This is a genomic window from Aeribacillus sp. FSL K6-1121 (assembly GCF_038003725.1).
Lineage (GTDB): Bacteria > Bacillota > Bacilli > Bacillales > Aeribacillaceae > Aeribacillus > Aeribacillus composti.
This window is the reverse complement of the sequence record NZ_JBBOPS010000001.1, coordinates 2459563-2482300: the sequence shown is the minus strand read 5'-3', so window position 1 is coordinate 2482300 and position 22738 is coordinate 2459563. Positions and strand designations below refer to the sequence as shown.

General features: G+C 39.0%; 18 protein-coding genes and 1 pseudogene. 15 read left to right on the top strand and 4 right to left on the bottom strand.

Annotated features, from left to right (window positions below; genetic code table 11):
- Positions 1–1680 carry a 2-polyprenylphenol 6-hydroxylase gene (ubiB, locus tag NSQ61_RS12135; RefSeq protein WP_340807151.1) on the top strand — a complete coding sequence of 560 codons (1680 nt, stop codon included), beginning with the start codon at positions 1–3 and terminating at the stop codon, positions 1678–1680.
- A 223-nt stretch (positions 1681–1903) separates the two neighbouring features.
- Here ubiB and NSQ61_RS12130 read toward each other — a convergent pair whose 3' ends face one another.
- Complete coding sequence (locus tag NSQ61_RS12130; RefSeq protein WP_066248838.1) at positions 1904–2710, bottom strand: glycosyltransferase family 8 protein; 807 nt, start codon at positions 2708–2710, stop codon at positions 1904–1906.
- 201 nt (positions 2711–2911) lie between these two features.
- Here NSQ61_RS12130 and NSQ61_RS12125 point away from each other — a divergent pair, with 201 nt between their 5' ends.
- The 7 genes from NSQ61_RS12125 to NSQ61_RS12095 all read left to right on the top strand — a co-directional run bounded on the left by NSQ61_RS12125 (position 2912) and on the right by NSQ61_RS12095 (position 13734).
- Entirely contained in the window at positions 2912–5131 is a 2220-nt protein-coding gene (locus NSQ61_RS12125) for a helix-turn-helix domain-containing protein (protein WP_340807149.1), read from the top strand.
- Between the two features lie 142 nt (positions 5132–5273).
- Positions 5274–6128: a 3-hydroxyacyl-CoA dehydrogenase family protein gene (locus NSQ61_RS12120; RefSeq protein ID WP_063389218.1), complete on the top strand. Its 855-nt coding sequence runs from the start codon at positions 5274–5276 to the stop codon at positions 6126–6128.
- Between the two features lie 22 nt (positions 6129–6150).
- The gene (locus tag NSQ61_RS12115) at positions 6151–6930 is read left to right on the top strand and encodes an enoyl-CoA hydratase/isomerase family protein (RefSeq protein ID WP_063389217.1); all 780 of its coding nucleotides are present in this window, start codon (positions 6151–6153) and stop codon (positions 6928–6930) included.
- Between the two features lie 160 nt (positions 6931–7090).
- Positions 7091–8644, top strand: coding sequence for a class I adenylate-forming enzyme family protein (locus tag NSQ61_RS12110; RefSeq protein WP_130158388.1), 1554 nt, complete (start codon positions 7091–7093; stop codon positions 8642–8644).
- 813 nt (positions 8645–9457) lie between these two features.
- On the top strand, positions 9458–11173 hold the full coding sequence (locus NSQ61_RS12105; protein WP_340807143.1) for an acyl-CoA dehydrogenase family protein: 1716 nt from the start codon (positions 9458–9460) through the stop codon (positions 11171–11173).
- Between the two features lie 731 nt (positions 11174–11904).
- Positions 11905–13128, top strand: a complete 1224-nt coding sequence (locus NSQ61_RS12100; RefSeq protein ID WP_063389213.1) for an FAD-dependent oxidoreductase — start codon at positions 11905–11907, stop codon at positions 13126–13128.
- A gap of 33 nt (positions 13129–13161) precedes the next feature.
- A complete protein-coding gene (locus tag NSQ61_RS12095) occupies positions 13162–13734 on the top strand; it encodes a hypothetical protein (RefSeq protein WP_311066886.1) in 573 nt (190 codons plus the stop codon).
- A gap of 283 nt (positions 13735–14017) precedes the next feature.
- On the opposite strand, the gene NSQ61_RS12090 is transcribed toward NSQ61_RS12095, so the two are convergent.
- The 3 genes from NSQ61_RS12090 to NSQ61_RS12080 all read right to left on the bottom strand — a co-directional run bounded on the left by NSQ61_RS12090 (position 14018) and on the right by NSQ61_RS12080 (position 16990).
- Complete coding sequence (locus NSQ61_RS12090) at positions 14018–15286, bottom strand: phenylacetate--CoA ligase family protein (RefSeq protein ID WP_311066887.1); 1269 nt, start codon at positions 15284–15286, stop codon at positions 14018–14020.
- 118 nt (positions 15287–15404) lie between these two features.
- Positions 15405–16175 (bottom strand): IclR family transcriptional regulator, encoded by a 771-nt coding sequence (locus tag NSQ61_RS12085; protein WP_063389210.1) that lies wholly within the window; start codon positions 16173–16175, stop codon positions 15405–15407.
- 14 nt (positions 16176–16189) lie between these two features.
- Positions 16190–16990: an IclR family transcriptional regulator gene (locus NSQ61_RS12080; RefSeq protein WP_063389209.1), complete on the bottom strand. Its 801-nt coding sequence runs from the start codon at positions 16988–16990 to the stop codon at positions 16190–16192.
- A 138-nt stretch (positions 16991–17128) separates the two neighbouring features.
- On the opposite strand from NSQ61_RS12080, the gene NSQ61_RS12075 reads away from it, so the two are divergent.
- The 7 genes and pseudogenes from NSQ61_RS12075 to NSQ61_RS12045 all read left to right on the top strand — a co-directional run bounded on the left by NSQ61_RS12075 (position 17129) and on the right by NSQ61_RS12045 (position 22698).
- Positions 17129–18079 carry a fumarylacetoacetate hydrolase family protein gene (locus tag NSQ61_RS12075; protein ID WP_094245184.1) on the top strand — a complete coding sequence of 317 codons (951 nt, stop codon included), beginning with the start codon at positions 17129–17131 and terminating at the stop codon, positions 18077–18079.
- Positions 18076–18555 carry a DinB family protein gene (locus NSQ61_RS12070; protein WP_066248864.1) on the top strand — a complete coding sequence of 160 codons (480 nt, stop codon included), beginning with the start codon at positions 18076–18078 and terminating at the stop codon, positions 18553–18555. Before NSQ61_RS12075 ends, NSQ61_RS12070 begins: the two co-directional genes overlap by 4 nt.
- 24 nt (positions 18556–18579) lie before the next feature.
- Positions 18580–19692 (top strand): cupin domain-containing protein, encoded by a 1113-nt coding sequence (locus NSQ61_RS12065; protein ID WP_063389206.1) that lies wholly within the window; start codon positions 18580–18582, stop codon positions 19690–19692.
- A 270-nt stretch (positions 19693–19962) separates the two neighbouring features.
- The gene (locus NSQ61_RS12060; RefSeq protein WP_066249849.1) at positions 19963–20205 is read left to right on the top strand and encodes a reverse transcriptase domain-containing protein; all 243 of its coding nucleotides are present in this window, start codon (positions 19963–19965) and stop codon (positions 20203–20205) included.
- A 60-nt stretch (positions 20206–20265) separates the two neighbouring features.
- Positions 20266–20496: pseudogene (locus NSQ61_RS12055) on the top strand (group II intron maturase-specific domain-containing protein); the annotation flags it as partial.
- Positions 20497–20859: 363 nt separating this feature from the next.
- Positions 20860–21204: a flagellar protein FlaG gene (flaG, locus tag NSQ61_RS12050; RefSeq protein WP_063389205.1), complete on the top strand. Its 345-nt coding sequence runs from the start codon at positions 20860–20862 to the stop codon at positions 21202–21204.
- 15 nt (positions 21205–21219) lie between these two features.
- Positions 21220–22698, top strand: coding sequence for a flagellar hook-associated protein 2 (locus NSQ61_RS12045; protein ID WP_066249845.1), 1479 nt, complete (start codon positions 21220–21222; stop codon positions 22696–22698).
- Positions 22699–22738: the final 40 nt, after the last annotated feature.

Below are 22738 nucleotides of genomic sequence, written 5' to 3'. Positions count from 1 at the left end.
GTGGTTGGAAAAAGGATGCGGCATATTGGCCGTTATCGGGATATCGCGTCTGCTTTAATTCGAAATGGATTTGGATTCGTCGTAGAGGAAATGGGTATTTCGCAATTTCTTTCTTTGCCGCAAAAAGCTTTTTTTGGCAGAAAAACTGAGCATCATTCCAAAACGATAGGTGAACGGGTAAGGCTTGTATTGGAAGAATTAGGCCCGACATTTATAAAATTAGGTCAAATTGCGAGCACCCGTCCTGATTTGCTGCCGGAGGAGATTATTAGTGAATTGGAAAAATTGCAGGATCGAGTTCCGCCTTTTTCTTTTGATGAGGTGCGTGAGATTGTTCAATCAGAATTGGGCGGTGAAATAGAAAAAATTTTTCGCCACTTTGATCATGCTCCGTTAGCTGCTGCTTCAATAGGACAAGTTCATCAAGCCGTTTTGCATTCGGGTGAAAAAGTGGCTATAAAAATTCAACGCCCTCATATTTCGAAAGTGATTGAAACGGACTTAGAAATTCTTCAAGATTTAGCGGTATTAGCGGAGCATAGGCTAAAATGGGCTGCAAAGTATCAGGTCAGGGACATGATTGAAGAGTTTTCAAAGGCTCTTCGTGCTGAGCTCGATTATACCATTGAAGCCCGAAATGCAGACAAATTTTCTAAACAGAGTGCAAATGAACAAGCTGTCTACATTCCGAAAGTGTTTTGGGAGTACTCGACGAAAAGAGTATTAACAATGGAATATGTAGAAGGAATTAAACTAAATGAGATTGAAAAACTAAAAACAAATGGATACCATTTGGATCATATTACAGAAAGTTTATCAAAAGAAATTTTCCGGCAAATATTTATGGATGGTTTTTTTCATGCCGATCCCCATCCTGGAAATGTCATCATTAAGCAGGGCGGAATCATTGCCTTCATTGATTTCGGAATGACCGGCCGGCTTACATCGGACATGAAGCATCATTTCTCATCATTAGTGATTTCTTTAATGAGACAGAGTACGGATGGCGTCATGAAAGCCATTTTGCGCATGGGCATCGTTCCTGAAGATATCGATTTAAAGCAATTGAGAGCGGACATCGAAGATTTACGGGAAAAATATTACGGTGTTCCGTTACACCAAGTCAGCATCGGTGAAGCTGTGAACGACCTTTTTCGAGCAGCTTTCAAACATTCCATCAAAATCCCTTCTGATTTAACACTATTAGGAAAAACGCTTTTGACGGTTGAAGGCGTGGTCGAAAAATTGAATCCAGATTTTAGAATTATCGATGTTGCTGAGCCTTTTGGTCGCCGGCTGGCAAAGGAGCGCTTGCATCCGAAGTATATCGCTGAAAATGCATGGAAACACGTGACAGATTATACAGAACTGCTAATGGATTTTCCAGCTTATGTAGCAGAGATCGCTTCTTTAATGAAGCGGGGCAGACTCCGCCATGAGATCACGATTCCGGAATTAGATCTTTTTCTGAAAAAACTTGACCGCATCAGCAATCGGTTATCGTTCAGCATCGTGCTATTGGCATTCAGTATTATTATGGTAGGGATTATTATTGGTTCTTCAATGGGAAGGCAATCAACACTGCTTTGGAAAATTCCAGCGATTGAAATCGGTTTTGGCGTAGCAACGCTCATGTTTTTGTGGCTGTTATTTTCCATTTTTAAGTCAGGAAAGTTTTAGGCAAAAAGAGCCGTCCAGAAAGTCAAATCCCCATTGAAAACAAAAAATCATTAACGTCGATATTTCAACGTTTTCTAAAACATTAATTCATATCTCCAAAAGAATTTAAAAAAGTACTTGACTAAATGTAAGAAAGGGGTGTCAATAAGCCGAAAAAACGACTTATTAGACAAGCCCCTTTTATTAACGCGGAGATGTGATGATAAATGTTTTTTGCCGCTCTTTATAGTATTTCGTACTTTTTATAAAAAGCTCCCAGCTCTCCTTTATAGTTTTTTTGCCAAGGCTTGTCTTTCCCGCAATAATGGATAAAAACAGTATTCTCTTTTATCCACTCCATCCCATGCTTTGCATTTGGAAGCAATTTAATAATTTCATAATATCTTGCATCATAATTGTATCGATAACAATCAACAGGTTTAATTTTATCCCAGTATAAAGCATTGAGCACATCTTGATCAGGAAGGACAAGCTTTAAACGGTTTTCATTAATAAATGCATATATATCTTCCAATTTCACTTCTTTCCGAATCCGTTCCAAATTCATAAGCAAAACGCCCGTATTAAAATATCCTTTCGCATTCGGGGTTTTAAGCCTTAATTTATTAAAAAGGTTGGCAACTTTTGTAGAATGTGTATGTTCAGAAGCAATAAACAAGCAATTTTCAAAATCACTATAGTAAAAATCTTTGATGGGATTGATAACAACGATGTCGGGATCAAGGTACAGAATTCGGTCCAAATCGTCGGGCAAAAATTGATGGGAAGCTAATCGATAATACATTTCTGATGTATAATGGCGAAAAACGGGTGCATCTTCAAAGAGCTTAGGGTCTACGTATATTGGATATAAACTTTGGTTATGACGTTTTACAAATTGATCCAATTCGTGTAAATCTTGATCGGAAATATTTGAATACATGATATATATCGAAAATTTTTCTTCAATATTATTTTGAAATAATGAATTTAACATAACTTTCAGCGGGGGAATATAATTTGAATTCAGTGTGACAAGAATATTGATCATTTGTACCATCCTCGCAAAAGATCGTAGCAAAATTTTTAAAAGCGTGGATAAAGCCACAGCTATTTAACAAATTACCATCAACGTTTTCATTTTTCAAATAAAATTTGTACGCAGCATTTGTTTTTGCTTAAATTGAATTATAGCATGTTTTTCATTTTTCGAAATATTGACACAAGCTTCTTCAAAAAGGAGGAGTTCTCTTTGACAGAATCAAAACGGGAAAAATTAATGAGAAAGATTGAAAATCATTTGCGAAAAACGGCTAGACATCTAGTGAAAATTGATACGGAGGAAGAGGCATTGCAATTTTTGGCTGATTCCTTCCGCTCCCAGTTTTCATGTGATTTTGTCGGCATCATTTTACAAGAGGGAGAGGAGCTGAGTTTGAAAGTTTGGAGCGGAGATTTGCAGCAAATAACGGAATCCTTTCCGCTGCAGGTTCAAAACTGTTCGCCGAATCTCCTTCACCAAAGCTTAACATATGATAAAGCAGAGCAAGCAGGCGACTGTCAGTTTACCAATTTAATGAAAAAAGAAAAAGTAAAAACGTGGTTTACAGTTCCTCTCAAAGACGATATGAGCAGCTTGGGCTTTTGCATTATTGCCTATCTTGACTACGTACCTCTGTTGGATATGAAGGCACATTTTGACGAATTCGGCAAAGATGTAGCTGTTGCGATTGCAATGGCGAAACAAAAAGAAGCACAAATTAAAAAAATCGAAGGGATCGAGTGGATCAGCAAAAATTTGTCGCTTGATGTTCCGCTTGAAAAAAATATTGAAACACTTGTGGAACGCGCCGGAAAAGGAACTAATGCAAGGATGGCTTGTATTTATTTATATAACGAAAAAGAAAACCATTTTATTTTTCAGCCTCCATCCTATGGTCCATTTGAAAAACCGGAACGGATTAATATTGAAACAAATTATGTTTTAAAAGAATACTTTCCGTTTTTGGATACTCCAGGCGGGTCTGAACTGACCGTTCCATTAATATTTGATTTGAAAACAATCGGTGTGCTTCATGTAGAAGGGAAACAAAAGGGAGTTTTTAATGAAGATGATTTGGAGATATTAAAGCTGCTTTCCAATCATATTGCCGCTATTTTGGAAAATGCCCGTTTATATAAAAACGAAAAGGAGCATAAAGAACGTCTTTACTTTCTGCTTGATTATCAGCACGCTCTTGTGAAAGAAACAGTAGAGCATGACAATTTTGACGGTATTACTTCTGCTTTAAGAAGTCTTTTTTCCAAATCCGTCCTTTTGTTCGACCGTTTTATGAGGCCGATTTCTTGTTCCTTCCATCATTATGATTTATCAAATAAAGATGTAGAAAGGCTGATGAGCAGCGGAAATAAAGAGAGATTGATAGAAAACGGAAGGAAAATCCACATCCAATTGGATGACGGAGAAGAGCTTCATTTCCGGCTGTGGAAGGTGAACGGCGGAGGAAATTTGCTTGGGTTTTTGGCTGTTGAAATTGGCGAAAATGACATGGATGAATTTGACCAGCTGACAATTGATTTGGCAAGAAATATTTGTTCGATCCAATTTATCAAGCAGAAGCTTGTTTTGGATACAAAAGAGCAGGTAAAGGATAGTTTTGTCAGCAAATTGCTTGTGGAACGTATAGAGGATCAAGAGCGGATTTTACAATATGCGAATTTATTCCAATGGAACTTATTTCATCAGCACCGATTAGCGGTGTTGTCGATTTTATTAGATGAGAAGGAAACGGAAAACAGTAATTTGCTTGTTCAACAATCTAAAAAAACATTGATTTGGGACCAGTTGAAAACACAAATTTCCCGTTTCAGCAAAGAAATTATCATGGCGACAAACGATGGAAACTATATATTGATTGTTCCGGTAAAAGAAGAAGGCAAGCATCCAAAAAACTATTGGAAAGTATTTTATAGAAATATAAAAAATTGGGTTCGAGAAGGCAATATTGAATGCCAAGTATTCATGGGGATCGGCGGTAAAACTGAAAATTTAAATGATTATTATATTAGCTATCAGCAGGCTATCCAAGCTTTGAATGTCGTGTTTCACAGGTTTCGCCAAAAAGGGTTTGCTTTGTTTGAGGAATTGGGTGCTTACACTATTTTACATCATTTAGATAATAAAGAAGCGGTGGAATTTTTCATCAAAAGGCATCTTGAACCGTTATTGAATTATTCGGAAGGGAAAAGTATGGATTTATTCCATACGCTGCGAGTGTTCCTTTATAACAACGGAAATATTAAAAATTCGGCAGAAGAGCTGTTTATTCATCGAAGCTCCCTTCTTTATCGTCTTGAAAAGATTGAATCGCTGCTGGAAATTGATTTAAATGATGCTGATCATAGATTTAATATGATGATGGCTTATAAGCTTTATGACCTGTATTATTCAAAAACAACTGAAAGAATATAAAAGCGCCACAGCGTTTTTTCCACAAAATTGTTGATAGAAGAGAAGCTTTTTCCGTATTTTGTAGGTGTTTATTTCATTTTATATTTTCTATAATAATTTACAGAATATTAATAAAGTTATGTTTTTAAAAGGAGTTGTGACTATGACGATATCTAAAGTCGGGGTAGTTGGAGCAGGCTCGATGGGAAGCGGCATCGCCAATTTGGCCGCCATTTCAGGATTTCAAGTTATCTTGCATGATGTCGAACAAAAATTTCTTGATAACGGCTTATCAAGAATAAATAAATTTATGGAAAAAAGCGTTGCAAAAGGAAAAATGACCGAAGAGCAAAAAAAGGAAGTTTTGGAACGAATTCAAGTTACGACAAATTTGGAGGATTTTAAACAGGCTGATATTGTGATTGAAGCTGTTATAGAAGATTTGGAAGTGAAAAAAAGCGTTTTCGCGAAATTGGATCAAATTACATCTGACCATGTGATTTTGGCAACAAATACTTCTTCCATGTCCATAACAGAGATTGCGTCTGCAACGAACAGGCCGGAACGCGTCGCAGGAATGCATTTCTTCAATCCTGCGCAGATCATGAAATTAGTGGAAGTTGTTCGAGGATATAAAACAAGCGATGAAACAGTAGTAGAACTGAAGGAATTTGCGAAAAAGCTGAATAAAGAGCCGGTGGAAGTGAAAAAAGACACTCCAGGATTTATTGTCAACCGTATTATGATTCCGCAATTTATTGAAGCGATTAAGCTGCTCGAAGAAGGGGTAGCTACAGCGGAAGATATTGATAAAGCGGTTACGCTCGGACTGAACTATCCTATGGGGCCGTTCACACTTCAAGATTTTGCCGGTGTTGATATCGGCTACTACGTAATGGAATATATGAAAAATGAGTTTAATGATAACCGCTTCGCACCTCCAATGCTTCTAAAGCAATTAGTAAGAGCAGGAAGACTTGGAAGGAAAACAGGAGCCGGTTTTTACGACTATGACTAATCATGAGAATGGGGGACTGAAGATGAGCTTGGAATTTTTAACATGCGATATTGAACAGCATGTAGCAGTTGTCACCATCAACCGCCCGCCTGTCAACCCGCTGAATTCAAAAGTATTTAAAGAGCTTGTAACCATTTTTAACGAGCTGGAAGAAAACAGCCAAGTAAGAGTCATTATTTTAACAGGCAGCGGTGAAAAAGCATTTGTTGCCGGAGCAGATATTAACGAAATGGCTGATCTCGATCTTGTTGGCATGATGAATATGAACCGTGTGTCAAGGGAAGCTTTTTCAAAAATTGAAAACGCATCCAAACCTGTCATTGCTGCCATTAACGGTCTTGCTTTAGGCGGAGGCTTAGAGCTTGCATTGGCTTGTGACCTGCGGATTTGCTCGGAAAAAGCTAAATTTGCTTTCCCTGAAGTCGGTCTTGGCATTATTCCTGGCGGCGGAGGCACCCAGCGTCTGCAAAAAATTGTCGGTCAAGGCATTGCTAAAGAATTACTTTATTTTGGCGACATGTTTGATGCTAACAGAGCGTTGGAGCTTCATATAGTGAACAAAGTTGTACCTGGCGAAGAACTGCTGGCAACTGCCAAACAATGGGCAGAAAAGCTAGCCCAAAAACCGCCTGTAGCTCTTCGTATGCTGAAAATAGCTGTCAATGCTGGCAGCAATGCTGATCTGGAAACAGGATTGACCCTTGAAGCATCTAGTTTTGCCAATGCCTTTTCAACAGAAGATCGAAAAGAAGGATTGAAAGCGTTTGTAGAAAAGCGCAAGCCGGTTTACGTTGGAAAATAATAAAAGCGATACAACCGACTTCATGTTGAAAAGGTTATTTTATATAGAAAAAGTCATCGAACAAATCATGTAATTTCACGAAGTGTCCGATATGAAATGACTCAGGATGCTTCGTGTCTTACATGTTTTGAATATTTGCGTAAGAGGAGATGGCGAAGCAATGAACAATTATTTGTTTTCGGTGTACGAGTTGGTAGAACATACGGTGAAAGCCTATAAAGATAAAGAAGTGCTCTATGACCTGAAAAACAGATTGACCTATGGCGAATTTTTTCAAGAAGCTAACCGGCTGGCTGCGGGTTTGAAAAAGCTGGGGATCAACAAGGGAGATCGAGTCGCTGTTTGCTTGCCAAACTGGAACGAAACAGCCGTTATTTTTGTAGCAGCGGCCAAAATAGGTGCAATTCTAGTTCCGTTTAATCCGAAGTATAAGCATCACGAAGTGGAATACATTCTCAAAAATTCGGAGCCAAAAGTGTTGTTTGTAACGGAACAGTTTGATGAAAACATTGGATTTAAGCAAGCGTTCCAAGTTGTAAAAACTTTGATTTCTGTTCGTTTTGAACATCCTGATCTATTATCCTATCAAGAAGTAGCGTCTTCCGCGTCAGAAGATGCTCCAGCTGAAAAGCTTGATGTCAACAACGATTTGTTTTGTTTATTGTATACATCAGGAACGACAGGCATTCCGAAAGGTGTAATGATTAGCCATCGCGCCATTGTTCAATCAGCTAATATTATGGCTAAAACGATTAGATGTACTGAAAAAGATGTGTTTATCGTTCCTGCTCCTTTATTCCATATTTTTGGAATGGCCGTCAATTTGTTTTGTGCGATCTCTTGCGGCGCAAGAATCATTTTGCAAGAGAAATATCATCCGAAGGAAACATTAAAATTAATTGAACAGGAAAAAGTGACGATCAAACAAGGAGTTCCCGCCATGTTTATAAAAGAATTAGAACAAGAAGATTTTGAAGATTATGACCTTTCTTCATTGCGAGCGGGTATTGTCGGGGCATCACCTATTCCACCAAACAAAGTGAAAGAAATTCGGGAGCGGATGGGAATAAACTTGTGCCAATCATACGGAATTACCGAAACAGGATCTGTTACTGCGACTGACTATGATGAACAGGATGAACGAGTGATATTGGAAACTGTAGGAAAACCGATCGAAGGTGTAAAGCTGAAAATTGTAGACGAAAATCGGCAGGAGCTCCCTCCAGGCGAAGTTGGTGAAATTGCCATCCACAGCTTTGGCACCATGAAAGGGTATTACAAAATGAAGGAACAAACAGAGCAGGTTTTGGATAAAGAAGGATGGTTTTATACGGGAGATCTCGGAGTGTTGGATGAAAAAGGAAACCTTCGTTTCGTCGGGCGAAAAAAAGAAATGATCATTCGTGGAGGCTTCAACATTTATCCGCAGGAAGTCGAGGCAGTTTTAACTAAACACCCTCAAGTTGTCGAAGCAGCTGTCATAGGCTTGCCTGATGAAGTAATGGGCGAATCAGTTTGTGCTGTTATAAAGCTGAAAAAAGGCGCAGCTTGCACAGAGGAAGAATTAAAAGAGTTTGTTAAAGCGCAAATGGCATCATACAAAGTTCCAAACAAAATTATTTTCACAGAAGATTTTCCTGTCACAGCGAGCGGTAAAATTCAAAAGGTAAGACTGAAAGACCAAGTGATGGAAAAATTTAATTTCAATGCGTAAATGGTTCGATGAAAAGAAGAGTTTAAGAACAGCTTATCGGCTGAAACATTGAAACTCCGGCGATGATTTGGAAAATATCGGGATATCTTATGAAGTAAGCATCAATTCCATATAATGTTTCCTGTTGGTTTCTTTACACTGCCGGCCGGCATTATTATTTATTTAACTCGTCGTAACGGACAGTTTTGCCATGGTATTGAAGTTATTCATGCGTTTGATGTCCATGCTGCGATTTGGAAGCTGGTTTATTGACTGAATAAACGAGTTATAATTTCCGAAAATTCAGATAAAATAACAATATCTCAAATCTATTATTTTTACTTCCAATCTTTTAAAATTTGAAAACGATTGCAAAAAATGTTCATAAGCGTTTGGTGATTGTGCATGCTCATTTGATTTCATTTGCGAGATCCGGATTTTCTTAATCTTTTGGCGGCTCCCTGCTTCTATTCTTGTCTTTTTTCGATATTGCAGCAGCAATTACTTACCTTCCATATAAATTGTCGTCTCATGATGAGTTTTTCAGCCGTTATTTCGGCTGGCTCCGCCTCTTTTTTTTGGACGCAAAGGAAAAGTGATGTATGATTTGGAATTTCCCGCTATTCTTTCGTGCCTTTAGCTTTTGTTCTTTCCATTAAGTATGTGATGCCATTATGTTTTGCGCTTCCATTCAGCAAGCTTATACAGATGCCGGTAGTTATGGGGACTGTTTTCAGCTTATTGGAGCAAATGCACTTTTCTTGATTTTGCTCTAATAACAGATGAAGCAGCTTTGGGAGAAAAATGAATGGTAAAAAACAGAGGTGTTATAAAATGGAACAATTTTCAAGTAACCCTTTTTTGAAAAAAGTGATTTCTTTAGATGATATATTTACACCGGAGAATTTTACTGAAGAACATCGCATGATAGCTAGTACTGCATCAGCCTATGTGGAACAAGAAGTTTTGCCTGTTTTGCCGGAAATAGAAAAACAACAATTTGATCAATCGATTGAGCTCTTGAGAAAAGCAGGAGAATTAGGTCTATTAGGATCAGATGTGCCTGAAGAATACGGAGGGCTTGATTTAGACAAAATCAGCTCGGTTATCATCATGGAGGAAATTGGAAAGACGAGATCTTTCTCAACAACATTTGGAGGGCAAATTGGAATTGGCTCCCTTCCGATTGTGTATTATGGAACAGACGAACAAAAGGAAAAATATTTGCCTTACGTAGTTAGCGGCGAAAAAATTGGTGCGTATGCATTGACAGAACCGTCGGCAGGAACGGATGCCTTAAGTATCAAAACGACAGCACGATTGTCTGATGACGGCAAATACTATTTAATTAATGGCGAAAAACAATTTATTACTAATGCATCTTTTGCAGATTTCTTTATTTTGTACGCGAAAGTGGACGGTGAGAAGTTCACCGCCTTTATTGTCGATAAAAGTGAAGGGATTACAATAGGGCCGGAAGAAAAGAAAATGGGTTTAAAAGGCTCTTCAACAACACCGGTCATTTTGGAGGATGTAAAAGTTCCGGTTGAAAATGTATTAGGGGAAATTGGCAGGGGACATTTGATTGCGTTTAACATTTTGAATAACGGCCGCCATAAAATATCAGCGGCAAGCCTCGGCATGGCAAAAAGAGCATTGGAGCTCGCCGTTCAGCATGTAACAGAGCGGAAACAATTTAATCGGCCGCTGTCGCAATTTCCGTTAATTCAAGAAAAAATAGCCGACATAGCTGCAAAAATATTTACGATTGAAAGCATGGTATATCGTTCTGCTGGCGAGTTGGATCGGGGATATCAGTACTGTAAAGAAAATAATATTCCGTATAGAGATATTTTAAAGCAATTTGCAGTGGAAGCTTCGATCAACAAGGTGTTTGCCTCCGAAGCGCTGGATATCATTGTGGATGAAGCGCTGCAAATGCATGGCGGATACGGTTATATTTCCGAATATGAAGTGGAGCACCTTTACCGCGATTCAAGGATTAACAGAATATTTGAAGGAACAAACGAGATTAACCGGATGATTATTGCCCAAACACTGCTGCAATCAAAAGCGGAATGGCCGGATTTCAGAAAGCTCGATGAAGGTCCATCTGAAGAAATGGCGCAGGAGTGGGAGCTGCTGTCCAACTTGAGAAGGCTCGCGGGACAAGCGATGGAAATGATTTTACAGTCATCTGAAAATTATAAGGAAGAACAAGAAATTTTAGCATGGTTGGCAAATTTGGCCATTTCGATTTATGCAATTGAAAGCAATTTATTTCGAGTGGAAAAATTACTTGCAAATAAAGCTCAGAAAAAAATAAAAGAAAAGAAACTATTGGCAAAAATTTTCGCATATGAGGCATCTAGTAAAATCGTGTCAGAAATGTTCAAGTTCAGTGTGTTACACGATGAACAAATAAAGCAGCAACAAGAAAAATTATTTAAAACGATTCAATCAAGCAACAATGATTTTGTTCATGATAAACGATTGATAGCATCTGCCGTTATAACTGCCGGAAATTATTCAGGCATTCACAAGCTATAATCGATTGTTTCTTACATGGGTGTCCGATAAGTTCCAAAAATAATTCAAGTAGGGCTGTTCAGGAAGTCAATTCTCCATTGAAAACAAAAAATCATAAGCACATATATAACGTTTCTAAAACATTTAAGGGGGCGTCATAAGCCGAAAAAAACGACAGCCCCCTTAATATATTTCGATTTTTGTTTGAAGGGGCTGTCCAAAAAGTCAGGGTTAACTGACTTTTTGGAGCCCCTTCATTTTAGGGACTTATCGGACAAACCATTTTTTCTATCTGTTTATATCCTTCAGAAGTCTTATGAAGGACTTTTCTTAATTACGTTCTCCAAACGTTTTATGACGAACATTCAGCACATACAATTGCTTCTTGTTGAACTTCATGACCTATATGAAGGACATTTACAAATTTTATTCGATTATTTTGTCCTTCACGGTAGTATTTCTCCTAAATCCTTCATTTTAGGAACTCATCGGACAGCTCCTTTCAGCATGTATGAGCTGATGCCGCAATCCCAAACTCAACATATACCTTATCGAGCTCCCGCAAAGAAAATCTGGCACCTTGCAGACGCGAGGGGCATTCAATTTAAAAAAATAGCAAAGGTATTTTATTTGTCCCGCATAGAGGAACAAATGAGTGACAAATAAAGAAAAAATGCCATTATAATAGAATCATAGTAAGCGTTTCCATCAATCAATCCATCCATTTCATTTATGTAAAGGAGAGATATGTCATGAGCAACAAGCGTACAGTTGTCGTTGTAGGCGCCGGTCCAGTTGGCCTTGTAGCAGGATTGGCACTCAAAAAAAGAGGAATTTCTTCTGTCGTGATTGAAGCAGAGCCGAAAGGGCGGCCAAGACCTGGAAGCCGAGCAATTTATATTCATAACGCAACGTTGAAGCTGCTTGAAAGCATTGATGAAGGACTTGGTTTTGAAATTGCGAGAAATGGTGTTGTCTGGCCGATAAAACGCACGATTTATAAAGGGAAAGAAGTGTACGTAAGAAATTACGGTGTGACGGATACTAGTGATCCGACAACGCTTCCGCCATTTACGTCATTACATCAAAATCATATTGAATCGATTATATATGATTATTGTGAAAAAGCCGGCGTTGAATTTGTATGGGATGCCCCTGTGAAAGAAGTGATTTCAGAAGAAGACGGCATTAAAGTGGTGACAGAAAAAGGGGATGTTTGGGAAGCGGAATATGTGATTGGTTGTGACGGCGCTCGTTCTGTCGTCCGTGAAACAGCAGGATTAAAATTTGAAGGGCCAAGAACAAAAGATACATTTCTTGTCGTTGATGTTGAAGAAGATGAAAATGATCCGCTGCCGCTTGAAAGGGTTTTCCACTATCAGCATCCGGCAATGGGCGGGCGGAATGTGATGTTTGTGCCGTTCAAAGGCGGGTGGAGAATCGACCTTCAACTGCTGGAAGACGATAATCCAGATGAATATTCAGAAGTGGAAGGAGTAAAAAAATGGCTTCCGAAAGTTATGGATCCTAAATATGCAGAACGGATTACGTGGGTATCATCATACAGATTTCATCAAGTTGTCGCCAACTCATATACAGATGAAAAACGAAGAGTTCTGTTGGCAGGAGAAGCTGCCCACTTATTTGCACCATTTGGTGCTAGAGGGCTGAATTCGGGGGTTCCTGATGCTTTAATTGCTGTTAAAGGAATTGAAAAGGCTCTTGATGCTTCAAGCGAAGAGAAAAGACGCGAAGCGATTGAAAAAGCGGCAAATGAACGGAGAATTGCAGGCTTGTGGAATCGCAACAGCTCTTCGACTGCATTGCATCACCTGCAAGGAAATTCTCCAGAAATGAATTTAAAAAGGGAAATTGCTGCATCTTTAACAGCCATTGTGCCGAAATTAGGAAGATGGCTTGATGAAGGCCCTTATGGCCCGAAATTTGGTCCGCCTGAATTAACAACAAAATATTAATCGCTTTTGATTTTAGATAAAGGGGTGGAAAACATGTCAATTACGCTCATTGAGAACCAGTCTTCATATGATTTCAAGCATGAACGAGTCAATCAAATGGCGGATCGTCTGCTAAACATTAACTGGTACCAGCATGTCGGAACAATTCATGATGACGTCCAGAATAAAGCAGAAAAATTTTTGCAATCACTGAATATAGCAAATTACGAAATTAAGTGGATTTCAAAAGATGAAATTGGAAATATATACGATACCATACGGTTAACTAACAGCTCTTTATGGGAAGCATTGAAGGTGCTGCCTGACAGGCTGAAAGAGAAAATTGATCAATCCGGACAAGAGGAAATTTTGAACGAAATCGTCTATCACTTGCCGGAAGCTGTATTTCATGAAGTCTATAAAGGTGCCTTCAAAACATTTTCAGATGAATCATTCATTCGATTTTTAGTTGGCCATGCCATGTACATCAGCGTGTTGGCATGCGCATGGGAATTGGCTGCAAATATAAACGGATGGGGAGAAAATCCATTTGCCTATTTAGTTGATATTTTAGAAATGGGACATATTCCATTAGGTTCAAACAACCAAACATTTTATATCATGTAGGGGTTCCATATGTGTGCGGCAGCCATATTTTCGTGCGAAAAGCATGTAAAGGAATCGCTGAAGCTGTTAGATGCACCGCATGTCATTATATTAAGTCATTACACGAAAAAGAAATGCAAGTTTTGTCAGAAAAAAGCCGTTTTTAAGTTTGAAGAATAAAATTATGCAAAATAGCAGCCTTGTCTTCTTACAGATGAAGCAAGGCTGCTTTATTTTTTGGAGATAAGAAAATCTTCATCCTTTTCTAGTTATGCGGAAAACGTTTTCAAAAATATATATGTGTTTATCTTTTTTTTCGATTGTCCACAACCCTTCTCGCTTTCATTGTAAAGCGAGGCAGCTCGTTGTCTGGAACTTTTTCAACTTGAATTCTTAAACCGACTCGTTCTCTTAATTTTGTTGCGAGGATAGGGACGATTTGTTCAGAATCGGATTCAATTTCCACTTTGATTTGATCCATCTCATTTTCTGTGTAGTACACGATGCGAAATTCTTTCACTTCTTTGAATTCGCGAATAATGGATTCGATGGAAGACGGGTAAATGTTAATGCCCCGTATTATGACCATATCGTCTGCGCGGCCGAGAATTCCTCCAGGGAAAAATTGATAGGAATTGCCGCATTCACATTGCTGATCAGACCGGATCACGATATCGCCTGTCCGATAGCGAATAACCGGATAGCTTTCTCTTCCTAAATTGGTTAATACTAATTCTCCTTTTTCACCAACTTCCACCGGCTCCAACGTGTTAGGATTGATCACTTCTACGATAAACTCCGATTCATTGACATGAATCCCTTTTTGTTCTGAACAAGAATAACCGTATGCTCCCATCTCTGTCATGCCTACTTGGTCATATAAAACGGCTCCCCACAAACTTTCAATTTGCTTTCGTGTAGAAGGGACAGAGGCCCCAGGTTCACCAGCCGTAATGATTTTTTGGACAGGGCCATTTTTTATATCAATGTCGTTTTCTTCCGCTACTTCCGCCAGATGTAAAGCGTAGCTTGGAGTACAGACTAGTACTGTTGCTCTGTTTTCTATCATGCTTCTCAATCGCTCAATCGAAGTTTGGCTGCCGGATGAAATCGAAAGGGCACCTAATCGTTTTGCTCCTTCAAATGCAGCCCAAAATCCAATAAAAGGACCGAACGAAAAGGCGAAAAATACTCTGTCTTTTTTCGTAACTCCGCTGGAGCGATAAACTTCCAGCCAGCATGTTTCCCACCATTCAAAGCTTTTTTTTGTATCTAAAATTTTCAGCGGTTTCCCTGAAGTGCCGGAAGTTTGATGGTATCTTACATATTCCTCTAAAGGGTATGAATGGTTTTTGCCGTATGGAGGATGATTGTTTTGATCGTCGACCAATTCCTTTTTCATTGTGAAAGGAAGCTTTTTCATTTCTTCCAAAGATTGCAGCGGAAGCTTTAAACCGGCAAGTTTTTCTTTATAAAATTCATTATGATTCAAAACAAAATGTAACAATCGATTCAGTTTTTGCAATTGCAGCGACCTAAGTTCGTTTTCTTGTGTTTGTACTGTATGAACCATGAATATTCCTCCCTTTTAGACTTGTAGCTAGTTTCTTATCATAGTGAGAAAAGAAAGAAAAAGGAATATTCTAGTTCTTTTATACAAAACAAAAAATTCAAAATTTTAAAAAATGTACTCATTTTCCGTCGATATAACCTAGATGCTCTGATATGCTTTTAGCTGCTTGCGTAATATGTTCAATAAAGACTGGAAACCGATCATCTGTCATTCTGGCAGTTGAGCCAATCATGGATAGTGAAGACACCACTTTGCCGGAATAATCGCGAATTGGTGCTGCGATCCCGACATACCCGACATAAAATTGGTCTTTTGATATGGCAAATCCTTGTTTTTTAATTTTTTTTAACTCATTTTTTAAAATGTCTGGATCGGTGATCGTATAGGGAGTGTATGCATATAATTTTTTCGACAAAACTTTTTCAATTGTTCGTTTGTTTTGATAAGCCAGAATGCATAACCCTTCACTTGTGCAATGAATCGGATTTTTCCGCCCTATATATGTTAACAGCCGATCGGGCTGGCTGCTTTCAATTCGGAACAAATACACTACTTGATCCTCTTCCAAAAGACAAATATGTGCGGATTCATTTAATGTGTGAACAAGCTTTTTTACAATGGGCAGCGCTTCTTTGTACAACTCATGATTGCTGAAAATCACGCCTCCTAATGTTAGAATCGAAAGGCCTAATCGATACTTGTTTGTCCGGGGATTTTTTGATAAAAATCCTTCCTTTACAAGCAATGAAACAAGGCGATGGGCGCTGCTTTTGGAAATATTTAATTTTTTTGATATTTCGGTAATCCCTAGCTCTTTTTGTTTATGTGTAAAAAGACGCAGAATTTTCATTGCGTTCTTCACAGATGACAGCAAATATTTTTCGCTCATGTTAGTCCTCCAGTCTAGTCGTCATTTCCGAACAATTGCTTCGTTTTTCTCTGTTTTATTAATTCAGAAATTCTTTCTCCCGCATTCACCACTTTTTTTATAAGCTGCTTGATGTTAATGGAATTGATTCGCTTCGTAGAGCCGGTAATGTTCACTGCTGCAACCACTTTGTTATGTTCATTAAAAATGGGCGCACCGATTCCGATGATCCCTTTTTGGAACTCTTGATTGCAAACGGCGTAGCCTTCTTTTTTTATTTTCAAAAGCTTTTCTTTTAATTGCTCGGGTGAAGTGATCGTGTTCGGACCGTATTTTTTGAAGGGCTGCGAGCAAATTTTCTCGATTACTTCTTCGTCTTCAAAGGCTAAAATGGCTTGACCGGGACTTGTGCAGTAGACAGGATTCCTTCTGCCGATATGGGTATATTCTTTTTTTGAAGGATACGTGCATTCAATTTTTTGCAAATAAATAATTTCGGTGCCTTCTAATATGGAAATGTGCGAATTTTCGCCTGTCTCCTCTGTTAAAACATTTAGAACCGGCGTCGCCTCATTTAAAATTTTCAATTGGGAGCTAACGATGCTTGTTAATGTCAAGATCGAAGCACCTAAACTGTAATGGTTTGTGTTTATATCTTTGTATACAAATCCTTCGCTGGCTAAGCTTGTTAAAAGTCTGTGGGCAGTGCTTTTTCCGATATTTAGCTTTTCGGCTATTTCTGACACACCCAGTTCCGGTTCGTCCATTGAAAAGCTTTTCAAAATTTTTAAAGCGTTTTCAACGGAAGAAATTCTTTTTTTATTTTGAGAAGCCATCCATATCACCTGTAAAAAATTTTTTGATTGATGAGGAAATCCATTTTTGTTCTGTATATAAGAAAAATAATGTATTTTTAGATTTTTTTCAATATTAAGATGGTAACAAGACCATAATCAATGAAAGGGGTTTCAATAGTGAAACTGATCACGTTTACAGAACAAGGCGTCACACGCATCGGTGCAATTGAGGATGGAAAAGTGATTGATCTGCATGCCGCATTTGAAAAAAAGCTGGAATCAGAAGGGAAATTGCGCTTCAAACAAATTGCTGAGGCGTATGTGCCGGCAGATATGAACGGATTTTTACAAGGCGGAAAGGAAAGCTTGGACTATGCAAAAGAAGCAGTTGCATTTGCTTTAAAACATGAAAAATATAAAGGAAAGCAGCTTGTGTTTTCCAAAGAAGATGTAAAAGTGGAAGCACCAGTGCCATCGCCGGGGAAAATGATTTGCGTAGGCCATAACTACAGGGAGCATATTTTGGAAATGGGAAGAGAGATTCCTCCATATCCTGTAGTTTTTGCGAAATTCGCGAATACTGTCATCGGACCGGAGGATGACATTCCTCATTATCCAATTTCCGATCAGCTAGATTATGAAGCTGAGTTTGCTTTTGTGATTGGAAAACGGGCGCGCAATGTTTCCCAAGCAGAAGCATTGGATTATGTTGCAGGCTATACAATTGTGAATGATGTGACTTACCGGGATCTTCAACGCCGTACGCTGCAATGGCTTCAAGGCAAGACAGTGGATGGAAGCGCTCCGATGGGACCGTGGTTAGTAACAACCGATGAGCTGTCAGATCCTTCTGGGCTGGAAGTAGTCTTAACGGTTAACGGTGAAGAACGTCAGCGTTCTAACACGAAAAATCTTGTCTTTTCCGTACAGTACTTGGTTGAATTTCTATCTGGACTTATGACCCTTGAGCCGGGAGATGTCATTTTGACAGGAACTCCAGGAGGTGTTGGTGTAGCAAGAGACCCTCAAGTATTTTTAAAAGATGGAGATGTTGTCCGCATCGAGATAGACGGCATCGGTGCATTAGAAAATAAAGTGAAAAAAGTGACGGGGGAGATCAGCGAATGACTAATATGAACGAAGCGATTGAAAGCATAAAACAATCCATTGACCAAATGATTGAAACTACAAAAAGTCTTTCAGAAGAGACCATTCGTTGGAATCCATCAGAAGAAGAATGGTCCATCATGCAAATTCTTTGCCATGTTGAAGAAGCGATTCCATACTGGTTAAACGAAATTGAGCGGCTGCTTGAGTCGCCGGGTGCAGAATGGGGAAGAGGACTTACGGATGAAAACAGGCTTGCTGCTGTTGCTAATACAGAAAAACGTGAAGTTTCAGACGTGCTAAACAAGCTTGAAAACGTAAAAGATCAAGTGGAAAAAGTGTTGAGCAAGCTGTCAGAAGAAGATTTAAAATCAGAGGCCCCGAGCCGCAATCCTCGTTTCGGAACAAAACCGATGTCTTTTATTGTCGACCACCTGCTTGTCGAACATGCAAGCAAGCATTATAGCCAAATTCAACGTAATTTATCAAAGCTTTAAAAGAATAGAGGAGGTTAGTTCATCATGGCGGAAAAAAATGAGTTTTTTAAAAGTAAAATTGTCCGAGATTTCACAAAAGATATTGAGCAATACCATCTAGGACCGCTTTGGGATGCTATTCCAGATTTAATGCATCGCCAGCCAACTCCGCAAGCTGAAGCGTATCTTTGGAAATGGAAAACCCTTTATAAAAAATTGATGGAAGCAACTGAAATTTTTACTCCTGAGCGCGGCGGGGAAAGACGGGCGATTTATTTTCAAAATCCTGGATTGACTTATCGAAAGCCTTGGGGATGGGCATCAACAACACAAACGCTTTATGCTGCCGTACAATTAATTCTTCCCGGTGAAGTAGCGCCTTCGCATCGCCATTCGCAAAGTGCGCTGCGCTTTATCAGTCAAGGAAAAGGCGCTTATACAATTGTGCAAGGCGAGCGGATTTTTATGGAGGAAGGCGATTATCTCATTACTCCGAAAGGGCTTTGGCATGGTCATGGACATCCGGGTGATGAGCCGATGATTTGGATGGACTGTCTTGATATTCCAACTATCTATTCGATTGGCGGCACGTTCTTTGATCCTTATCCAGACGGAATTGAACAACCGAAAGTTCCTGATAATTACTCATCGCAAAGATATGAAGGTGGCATGGTTCGTCCAATTTCTGACCGTGAACCAAAAATCGCTCCGTTAGGGTCTTATAAATGGAAGCAGACTGAAGCAGCTATTCAAGGTTTAAAACGCTTTGATCCAGATCCGTACGATGGATATGCGGTTGAATATATCAATCCTTCAACAGGCAAACAAGCCAATCCGACGATTTCCGCTTGGATGCAATTGCTTCCAAAAGGGTTTCATTCAAAAGCTCACCGTCATACGCACTCGACTATTTACCATGTCTATAAGGGATCTGGGTACAGTATTATCAACGGTGTGCGCTTTGATTGGGAAAGCGGCGATTTCTTCGTTGTTCCGAATTGGGCGTGGCATGAGCATGTTGCCGAAAAAGATTCTTACCTGTTCTCTGCGAATGATTTGCCGATTATGGAAAGATTTGATGTGGAACGTGAAGAAGCTTATGAAGAAAATAATGGATTCCAACAAGTGACCGATGAATTTCAACCTGTATTCGTTTAAACTTAGCAAGCATAATGGAGCAGTTGACGGTCCAAATTAAAACTGAACCTTTTGACGAGGTTTTCAAAACCCCTTTTTCACAAAGCTATTGTTGAAAAAGGGGTTTTGTTTTTTAGCGCGCCCAGCTAAGATGTAATGGAAGATGGACAGTTTCATAACACCGAAAAGGGTACCCCGCAGGGCGGAGTCATTTCGCCTCTTTTAGCGAACAGCTACCTGCATTATATGGACACGATATGAAAGAAGAAGTTCCTACACTTAGGAGAACTGGTGCGATACGCAGATGATTTCGTGATCATGTGTCGCACGAAAAACGAGGCGCTGGAGAGCATTCAAGTACTAAAAGCCATCATGAAGAAACTCGACCTTGAAATCAACACAGAGAAATCCAAACTGGTCAGCCTATGGGACGACACAAACGGATTTGACTTTCTAGATCTACACCATCGGAAATTTCCTGTGATGAACAAGGGTGGCTCGAAAGTTTATGTCATGTCTCACATTTCCAAGTAAGAAAGCCATGAAGAAAATGAAAATGAATTTAAGGAATATACGAGTCCAAGGAACAAGCGATTTATGGACATCAAAGAACTGGTGAAAGGGCTCAATCGAATTTTACAAGGATTTAAGAATTACTACAGTATTTCGTCCATCGCCAAGAAGTGGCTAAATAAAGTGGACTGGTATGTATTAGAAAGACTTACTCTGTACTGGAATAAGAAGAAGAACCAAAGGAAGAAACATGCGAGAATGAAAGAAGTTATAAAATTAACACAAGGCTTATTAGTGAAATTAGCAAGTTAGACAAGAACGAAAGCCAAAGGAAGAACGTCGGAAAGCCGTATGAGGGAAAACCTCACGTACGGTTTGATGAGGGGAAGCTGAGAGCAAAAGAGACAGCATAGGCTGTCCCTTTGAAAACAGTTTTCTACTCTACTAGTAAATTGGAAGCCTTCCCCATCTTAAACGACCTAAGCTTTTAGAAGAATAAAAAATGGTTGTGTGGATTTTAAGCAGCCCTTCAGCTTACCGATTTCATAAACTCAATATTTTAAAAATTAAGAAATCATTTCAATAAAGTTATGAATGTTTTGTCAAAAGATGCTAAAACAAGGCAATTTTTTACCGATAAATAAAATAGCAAGAATTCCTCGGAGGAGAAGGAATATGGGAATACAAAAGATAACCGGTGTTAATAATAATGCTTTTTTGCAGGATATGCAAGGAAAAGAGGAAAAATTGTCAATGCCTGAAAACCAGCAGCCTGTCCAAGAAGAAGAAAAAAAAGCTAAAGTTACGCTGGAGGAAGCAATTGAGGATTTGAACAATTTTTTGAAGCCGATTAAAACATCGATTCAATTTGTACTTCATGAAGAACTGAAAGAATATTTTGTACAAGTTGTCAATGTAGAGACGAACGAAGTCATCAGGGAAATTCCTCCGAAAAAAATGCTTGATATATATGCGGCAATGGCAGAGCTGATGGGATTAATCGTGGATCGGAAAATTTAACTAGGGGTGGAAAAAATGCGAATTGTCGGTTTGGCAAGCGGAATGGACATTGACGCTCTCGTAAAAGATTTAATGAAGGCGGAAAGAATTCCGCTCGATAAAATGGTCCAACAAAAGCAAATTTTTGAATGGCAGCGCGACAGCTACAGGGAAATCAACAAGCTGTTGGACGAATTGGACAGATTGATTTTTGACGGCGTATACAGACTGTCGAATTTCCGACAAAAAAAAGTGACGAGCTCTGATGAGTCAGCTGTTGTGGCAAAGGCAATCAACGCTTCAGCTAATACGTCAACAGCGATTGAAGTCCAACAATTGGCTAAGGCTGCCACATATAGTGCAGCAACGTTAAATAATTTTACATCTGGTGCAAGAACGCTAAAATTTGAAGTGACCGATCCAGGTTCAACAGAAACGAGAGAAGTGACGATTAATATTGGTGAAAATGATACGCTTGATGATGTTATCTACAAAATCAACAGCTCAAATCTAGGCGTTACGGGGATGAAATTAAAGGATTCATCTGGTGTGGAAAGGCTCGTTTTAACGAATAATAAAACAGGTGAAGGCGGAACGATTAAAGCTGCCGATAGTGAAACATTTGATTTTTTGCAAAGCCTAGGTTTTTCACTTGATGATACAACGTTTAACCTAATCCCCGAAACTGCGGGTCAAAATGCAAAAGTTAAAATCAACGGCTACGAAACTGTCCAAACATCTAATACGTTTACGATTGCGGGGATTGAATATACAATTAAAAATGTAACGACAAGTCCTGTTACGATTTCTACATCAACAGATGTTGATGCAATTCTCGATACTATTGTAAAATTTGTTAATAAATATAATGAAGTGATTGAAAAGATTAATGGCAAATTAACAGAAGAGCGCTTCCGGAATTTTCCTCCCCTAACGGATGAACAAAAAGAGGAAATGACGGAAAAGCAAATCGAGCTGTGGGAAGAAAAAGCGAAAAGTGGCCTTCTTCGCGGCGATGCGATTTTAACAAGCGGTCTTAATCAAATGCGGTTGGATTTATATTCTCCTGTCGCCGGAGATACTTTGAAAGGGTTTAAGCAGCTTACGGATATTGGGATTTCAACAACAGCCAATTATTTGGATCGAGGCAAACTTACAATTGATGAAAATAAACTCCGGGAAAAAATTCAGGAAAATCCAGAAGCGATCTATAAACTATTTATGTCTGACGGCGAATCTTACAATGATAAAGGGATTGCCCGCCGTCTCCGCGATTCTTTGAAAGGTATGATGACAAAAATCAAAGACAAAGCGGGAACGTCTTTGTCTACAAATGACCAGTTTACGATTGGAAAAAACTTAAAAGATTTGGATAATCGAATCAATGCCTTTCAAGATCGGCTTATACAAATCGAATCAAGATATTATCGGCAATTTACGGCAATGGAACAGGCGATTCAGCGGGCGAACCAACAGTCAGCATATTTGATGCAATTATTTGGAGGCGGCGCTTAATCGTCTGCCTTTACTATTTACTTTTTAATGGATATGATAT